The 6,491-nt window shown below is 51.5% G+C and carries 6 protein-coding genes; 5 read left to right on the plus strand and 1 reads right to left on the minus strand.

The window, feature by feature from the left end; all coding sequences use genetic code 11:
* From AAC083_RS12005 to AAC083_RS12025, 5 genes are all read left to right on the plus strand, one after another.
* Positions 1-936 (plus strand): hypothetical protein (locus AAC083_RS12005; RefSeq protein ID WP_219927882.1); only part of this gene is annotated, 936 nt, incomplete at its 5' end.
* A gap of 140 nt (positions 937-1,076) precedes the next feature.
* Positions 1,077-2,120 carry a galactosyltransferase-related protein gene (locus tag AAC083_RS12010; RefSeq protein ID WP_258224670.1) on the plus strand — a complete coding sequence of 348 codons (1,044 nt, stop codon included), beginning with the start codon at positions 1,077-1,079 and terminating at the stop codon, positions 2,118-2,120.
* A gap of 160 nt (positions 2,121-2,280) precedes the next feature.
* A complete protein-coding gene (locus AAC083_RS12015; protein WP_108536721.1) occupies positions 2,281-2,574 on the plus strand; it encodes a hypothetical protein in 294 nt (97 codons plus the stop codon).
* 88 nt (positions 2,575-2,662) lie between these two features.
* A complete protein-coding gene (locus tag AAC083_RS12020; RefSeq protein WP_108536722.1) occupies positions 2,663-4,804 on the plus strand; it encodes a capsular polysaccharide biosynthesis protein in 2,142 nt (713 codons plus the stop codon).
* 14 nt (positions 4,805-4,818) lie between these two features.
* A complete protein-coding gene (locus tag AAC083_RS12025; RefSeq protein WP_108536723.1) occupies positions 4,819-6,063 on the plus strand; it encodes a capsule biosynthesis protein in 1,245 nt (414 codons plus the stop codon).
* A gap of 5 nt (positions 6,064-6,068) precedes the next feature.
* Here AAC083_RS12025 and AAC083_RS12030 read toward each other — a convergent pair whose 3' ends face one another.
* Positions 6,069-6,392 carry a type IV toxin-antitoxin system YeeU family antitoxin gene (locus AAC083_RS12030; RefSeq protein ID WP_308811009.1) on the minus strand — a complete coding sequence of 108 codons (324 nt, stop codon included), beginning with the start codon at positions 6,390-6,392 and terminating at the stop codon, positions 6,069-6,071.
* Positions 6,393-6,491 lie beyond the last annotated feature (99 nt).

Genomic DNA, 6,491 nt, shown 5'->3' on the forward strand with positions numbered 1-6,491 from the left:
GATGTCACCCGATATTGTTTGAACTCTATACTATCCATCATGAACTCTTTATGTGATGGTCTTGTTCCTATATATGAAGATAAAGTAAGTTACATAAATAATTCACCTTCACATGTCCCATTTGAAAAGTATATGGTGGCAAAGCTTTATAAAACAACCAAGGCTGATGATTTATTTTTTCCTATTGGGATTTCATATATTAATGGCGTTGAAAGTGCAACGGATGGCATATATAAAAGGAATATAGTTTTTGAGAACGCAATAAACAGATATAGTTTTAAGTTGGGGGCGGCCAGAGATACCAAGGCATCCTACACTGAGTTTAAGGGAAGGTTTATTGATTTGTCATGGAGTGGTTTTGTTCCTTACAAAAAACAGGGAATTTCTTTAGATGCTTTAAATAACGGGACATATAGAGTTTTAATTGATGTTAGATATAATGGCAAGATATATAAAGGTGGCTTACGTGTCTCTGAGGGGTTTAAAGATAGAATTTTCTGTAAAGATAAAGTGATTAATTTTTTTTGTTACGAAGGAGATTTATATTGTACGGTAAAATTAATTTCTTCCGGTGTTGAGTTCGAAGATATATTTTTGAGTGTAGAAAATCATTGGGTGGAAAATGATTTGTTTCATATTGAAGGTATATTTCATATCCAGGGAGTTTCATATGAAAACTATAAGGATGTAGATTATTTTTTATCAGTTGAATCTCAAAATAAAAAGGAGACGTTTAGACTAGGGATGAGTTTTAGACCTAGAGTGGTTGCTAAAAAAGTAAATTCCGTTTTACCTAGTGATAAAGCATATTATTCTACTTTAATGAGAAAGGGGATTGATGTATCCAAATTCAAAGGGGAAACATGTAAAGTAGTTATTCATCAATATACTCCGGATAGAAACGTATCGGCAGAGATAGGATATGTTGTCATGTAATAAATTACGATGACATCTCCTTGTTGTTTTGTACTTGTGTAATGAAATCGATATTAAACACTGTAAGGTGGTTAATACTGGTGTAATCAGTTATGGCAGGCCAACACTTGGCCTATGATAAAATACAATACACGGATAACATGCTAAATGTAATAACGCCGCTATATATAAACAGCCAATGTAGTGGGGATTTTCGTCTAGTTGTAAATAGATTGGATGCATTGGTTGAATGTATTGGGGAGTCAGCATGGGATATATATATCCCAACAAATAGATTAAGCTTAATAAATAGCGAGGGGAATTTAAAAGTTATATCTGACAATCAAAGTTATGCGGAATATTCTCCCGGTCAAGCTAGAAATTATGCAGTTGCTAAATCCTCGTCAAAAATGATTTTTATGATGGATGTAGACTTACTCTGGGCGCCTAAATTAGCATTTGAGTTAGAGTCTCGATGTATCAAGTGTAAACAGATAGACATGTCTGGGTTCGAGATGTATCCCTGCTTATATTTGACAGAGGAGGAAACTGAACGCTTTGATGGTGACTTTCAAGGCTGCTTAGAATCGTATCTACGGGGTGAAAACCACCGGGTTGAGGGGATTGCCCTGGCCAGCAGTTGCTTGCTGATAAACCGTGAGTGGTTTTTGCAACTGGGGGGATTTGATGAACAGTTTGTCGGCCACGGTGGTGAGGATCTTGAGTTGATTGACCGATTGACCCGCCATTATCCCATCGGGCCGAGGCCGGATGACTATGCCCTCAATATCAAGGCTCAGCACCCGGGGGATTATCAGGGGTTTCGCCGCTATTTCAGTTATTACGCGTTACCTCATCTCTTTGCTGGTCGGTTTCTGGTGCATCAGTGGCATCCGCGTCCGTTAACTCACCCTTATCATCGGCGACGGGCCGGTAACGATCAGTTATTGGAACAGATGCTGTCGCGCACGGAAGCAGAGCGGGGACCACTAAAAGGGCCAGTGGTGCCCTGCAACGATCTTGGCGGAGAGCTTCCGGATTTTCGCGAGTGGATGATCCGCTTGCAGGAGGAGGCGGGTTATCCGGTAAGTGAATATCCGGGGCTCTTGCGTTGGCAAGAGGGTGTGCAGCGCAAGCGACCGCTGTGGCGCAAGCTGCGCAAGCTCTATCTCAATCCCCGGGCCTTTTTTGCTGATATGCGTTAAGCCGACTCTTCATCTCTATTCAACATTCAGAGGCTGTTCGCCTCGTCAGCTTGGACTTCCCATGAAACCTGTTCTTGTTGTGAATTTGCAAGCGACCTATTCCTCTGGTCGTCATCCTGAAAGCTGTGCCCGCTCTTCGTGGCCAGTGGCCGCAGCTCGGGTGCTTGATATTGATACCGTGGTCGGTGTCTATCAGGGCATGGTGGTAGCGGTGATCCGCGGTTGTTCTCTGGTGCCGAGTACGCCCGAGGTGGTTGGTGCGGATTGGGATGAGGGCTGTCTTGGTCGCTACGATGCGTTGGGCGGTGTGGCCTTTACCGATCGGGATGTGTCAGTTTGGACGCTGACCCGTTGCCCACAGTTGCTGACTTCCTTGCCGAGGGTACAGGGACTGCGTTATCTCTCGCGCGACGAGTTCGACAATATCCCGATGGGAAATGTGCAGCTGAAGTGACCCGGATTGGCAATCCCCTGGTGTTCGATTTAACCGATTTTTTTAAACCATCCTCGTTTATCCCCCTTACTGAAATCCGAGATTTTTCATGACTCTATGGACACAATCCAGCGGCATTCTGGCGCGCAGGCGGCAGATTTCTGCCTGTCTGGGTCAGCCATTGGCCCGACTTGCCCCCTCTTCTGAATGCTTGCCACAAGCTGGCGATGTACTGGTCGGCTGGGGCCAAAAGGCCAATACTCGCCAGGTAAAACAGCAAGCGCAGGCGCTGGGGTTGCCCTACTGGCAGCTGGAGGATGGCTTTATCGGGTATGTCGGCCATCCCGCCAGAGGGGGCATGGCGGTCTCGCTTATCGCCGATCCGGTCGGCATCTATTACGATGCCCACCGGCCGAGTTGGCTTGAACAGCTGATTGCCACCCCTTGTGATGTCGAGATGCTGACGCGAGCCGAGCGATTGATCGGGGAACTGGTGCGTCTTGGCATTACCAAATACAACTGCTACGCCACTCGTCCCGGTGCTCTTGCCACGCAGGCTCCCACTGAGGCGACCAATTGCGAAGATAAGGGGCTGCCTGTCTCTTTGGCCCAACGTCTGTTGCAAGATGGCAGACCGAGGATATTGCTGGTCGATCAGGTGGCGGGGGATCTCTCCATCCCTGGGGCCTTGGCCAGTGAGGCCGATTTTCTGGCGATGGTAGCTGCTGCCCGGCGCAATCATCCCGGCGCCCGTCTGTTGCTGCGCACCCATCCCGATATTTTTTATTGCAAAACGTACTTTGGAAAAAAGAGCGGTGTGCTGGCGCAGTTGGTGCAGCGGCTGCCAGAGCTGGCTGATCTGGAGATAGTGAGCGAGCCCTGTCATCCCCATCTCCTGCTCAGAATGGTGGATGCGGTTTATACCGTCTCTTCCCAGCTGGGGTTCGAGGCGTTGCTGCTGGGCAAGCCTGTCTACTGTTTTGGTATGCCCTTTTATGCCGGTTGGGGCTTGACCCATGACAGCAAGCGCTGCGAGCGGCGTTTGCTGACAACCGGAGACGGAGCAAAGAAAAGAGCCGTCATCTCGTTGCCACAACTGGTGTCGGCGACGCTTATTCGTTACCCCCGTTATTTTGACCCTGTGCTGGGGGAGCGTTGCGAGGTAGAGGATGTCGTCAAGCTGCTAGCCCGCCAGCAGATGGCCCCGGCCCGTTGGCGGCGGCTTTATCTGGTGGGTTTTTCGCTGTGGAAGCGTGCCTTTATGCGCACCTTTTGTACCCATCTGGCCGATGAGCTGCGGTTTGTCGGGCGTCCCCCTAAGCGGGTGACCGGTGATGAGCAGATGGTGGTATGGGGGAGTCGTTATCCCGAGCTGGTATCGGCTATTCGGGTCGAGGATGGTTTTATCCGTTCAAGTGGCCTTGGCTCCAATCTTTGTCGGCCGTCATCACTCTCCATCGATCCGGTCGGGATTTACTTCGACAGTCGCCGCCCCAGTGCGCTCGAGCAGCTTCTTAATTACGAACCGATCGACGCGGCTGCATTGGCACGAGGCAACAAGTTGCTGGCGCTACTGCGCCGATCCAGGGTCAGCAAATACAACACAGGGGGGACAGAGCCATTTCTGCCCCCGCAAGATGGCCGCGAGTTAGTGCTGGTTGTAGGGCAAGTGGATGGCGATGCCTCCATCCTCTGCGGTAGTCCGGCGATCCGCAGTAACGAGCAGTTGCTTTGGGCGGTGCGGGCTGCCAAACCGCAGGCGCATATTCTGTTCAAGCCTCACCCTGATGTGGTCTGCGGTAACCGTGAAGGGGCCATCTCCGCGAGCTGTCTGGCCGAATGTGTCGATAGTCAGGTGCTCAGGACCGATCTTGCCTCGCTCTATCCCCATATCGACGAGCTGCACACCATGACCTCGCTCAGTGGCTTCGAGGCGTTGGTGCATGGGGTTAGGGTTATCACCTGGGGGCAGCCCTTTTACAGTGGTTGGGGATTAACGATGGATACCAATCCACCAGCCAGACGCCAACGCCAGTTGCCGCTGGCGGCACTGGTCTATCTGACCCTTGCCGCCTATCCCCGTTATATCGATTGGCAATCCGGCCTGTGGTGCAGCCCCGAGCAGTTGATCCGCAAACTGGCGGCGAACAAGCCGCTCGCCATGACCGGTGCCAGCCGCTGGCGACGCTGGCAACTCAAGCTCCATTTTCTGGTTGATACCCTGCGGCCTGCCCGTTCTTTGCTCTCCTGATGGATTCCCGTTGTATGAATGTGTTGTTGCTGCAGGGGCCGATAGGCCCCTTTTATCAAATCCTGAGCCAGCATCTGGTGTCAGCGGGCCACCGGGTGGTGAAGATCAACGTCAACGGTGGTGACGAATGCTGGCCCTGTGCCGGGGTGAATCTCAGTTATCACGGCGAGCCTGATGGCTGGAATGCGTTCTTGCGGCGGGTGTTGAAGGAATACGCCATCAATACCGTACTCTGCTATGGCGATTGCCGTTTTTATCACCGAGTGGCTAGCCAAGTGTGTGAACTCAAAGGGTTGTCATTTTGGGCGCTGGAGGAGGGCTATCTGCGTCCCGACTTTGTGACCCTGGAGCAGGGCGGCGTCAATGCGTTTAGCCCTTGGTATGAAGAGCGGGCCAGACTGCCTCGGGTGCACTGGTCTGCCGAGTTTATTCCACCTCTCAAGGTCGGCAAGACATTTGCAGCCAGAGCCTGGTATGCCAGCCGCTATCACATCAGCAAAGCAATCAAACGGTCACGTTATCCCCATTTTGTCGATCACCGCCCCTGGACGCTTTGGCAGGAGGCGAGGGGGTGGCTGAGAAGCGCGTTGGTCAAATATGGCCATCGGCATCGCGATCGGGCACTACTCAATCATCTCAAGGAACATGCGGGGCTGATCTTTCTGGTGCCGCTGCAGGTGAGTGAAGATTTTCAAATAAAAGAGCACTCCGAATTTGGTGGTGTAGAGGAGATGATCGCAGAGGTGGTCAATTCGTTTGCCCGCCACGCGAATCCGGGTGACTTACTGCTATTTAAACATCACCCCATGGATCGAGGGTATGTCAGTTACCGTGATTGTATCGATAGACTTGTCGCCGAGAATGGCCTGACTGGGCGGGTCTTTTATGGTTACGAATTGCCGCTCCCGGCCCTCTATCCGCTGCTCAAGGGGGTGGTCACAATCAACAGTACGGTTGGGTTGTCTGCGCTGCTTCATCAGGTGCCCACCATCTGCCTTGGTCGCGCGCTTTATGATATTACCGGGTTGACCACCAGTGGCCCGCTTTCCTCTTTCTGGCAACGCCAAAGCCCTGTCTGTGAAGTGACCTTTCAGAAAGCCAGGAACTCCCTGCTGCATCTGACTCAGCTTAATGCCAGCTTTTATCGCCATCTTGATGCGGGGGCCAAGGCGGTGATAGCACGGATGCTGCTTGCCGAAACGACGGTCAGCCATGAGGTTGCGTTGTGCGGGGAGCTAACCCGCTCAAGTCGTCCATAAAGAGGTTATTGCTTGCAGCCTCGATTGGCATCCATGCTCGTCGCTGGGTAAATGCAGATATAGGCATAGCCGTGACTACCCAGGGTATCGGCTTCGCAGGTGAAACCACCGTGCTGGATAGTGATGCAGTGCTGACGTTGGGCATCCAGTTCGCCGGTCAGCAGCTTGGTTTCCAGCGCCTTGATGATGGTAGGGAAGGCTGCTTCCAACTGGTCGATAGCCTCCTCTTCCCATTCCCCTACAAGTGAGGCCCGGTCTGACAGAAAGTGCAGACGGTGATGCTCCTGAATAAGACGGGCGCCAAAGCTAGGCGTCACGGTATGGGGCAAGCCCCACTGTGCAAAAATCCGGGTGGGCTGGTCTGGTGCTGTGGGTTGTTGTGTAGTGGTCTAATCATCCCGGACACCATTTTAGGTGGTACAGTCGCC

Source organism: Aeromonas sp. HMWF014 (assembly GCF_963878295.1).
GTDB classification, from domain to species: Bacteria; Pseudomonadota; Gammaproteobacteria; order Enterobacterales; family Aeromonadaceae; genus Aeromonas; species Aeromonas popoffii.

Coding starts and splice junctions, on each gene's coding strand:
- AAC083_RS12010 (WP_258224670.1), top strand. CDS start 1,077: ATGCTAAATGTAATAACGCCGCTATATATAAACAGCCAATGTAGTGGG.
- AAC083_RS12020 (WP_108536722.1), top strand. CDS start 2,663: ATGACTCTATGGACACAATCCAGCGGCATTCTGGCGCGCAGGCGGCAG.
- AAC083_RS12025 (WP_108536723.1), top strand. CDS start 4,819: ATGAATGTGTTGTTGCTGCAGGGGCCGATAGGCCCCTTTTATCAAATC.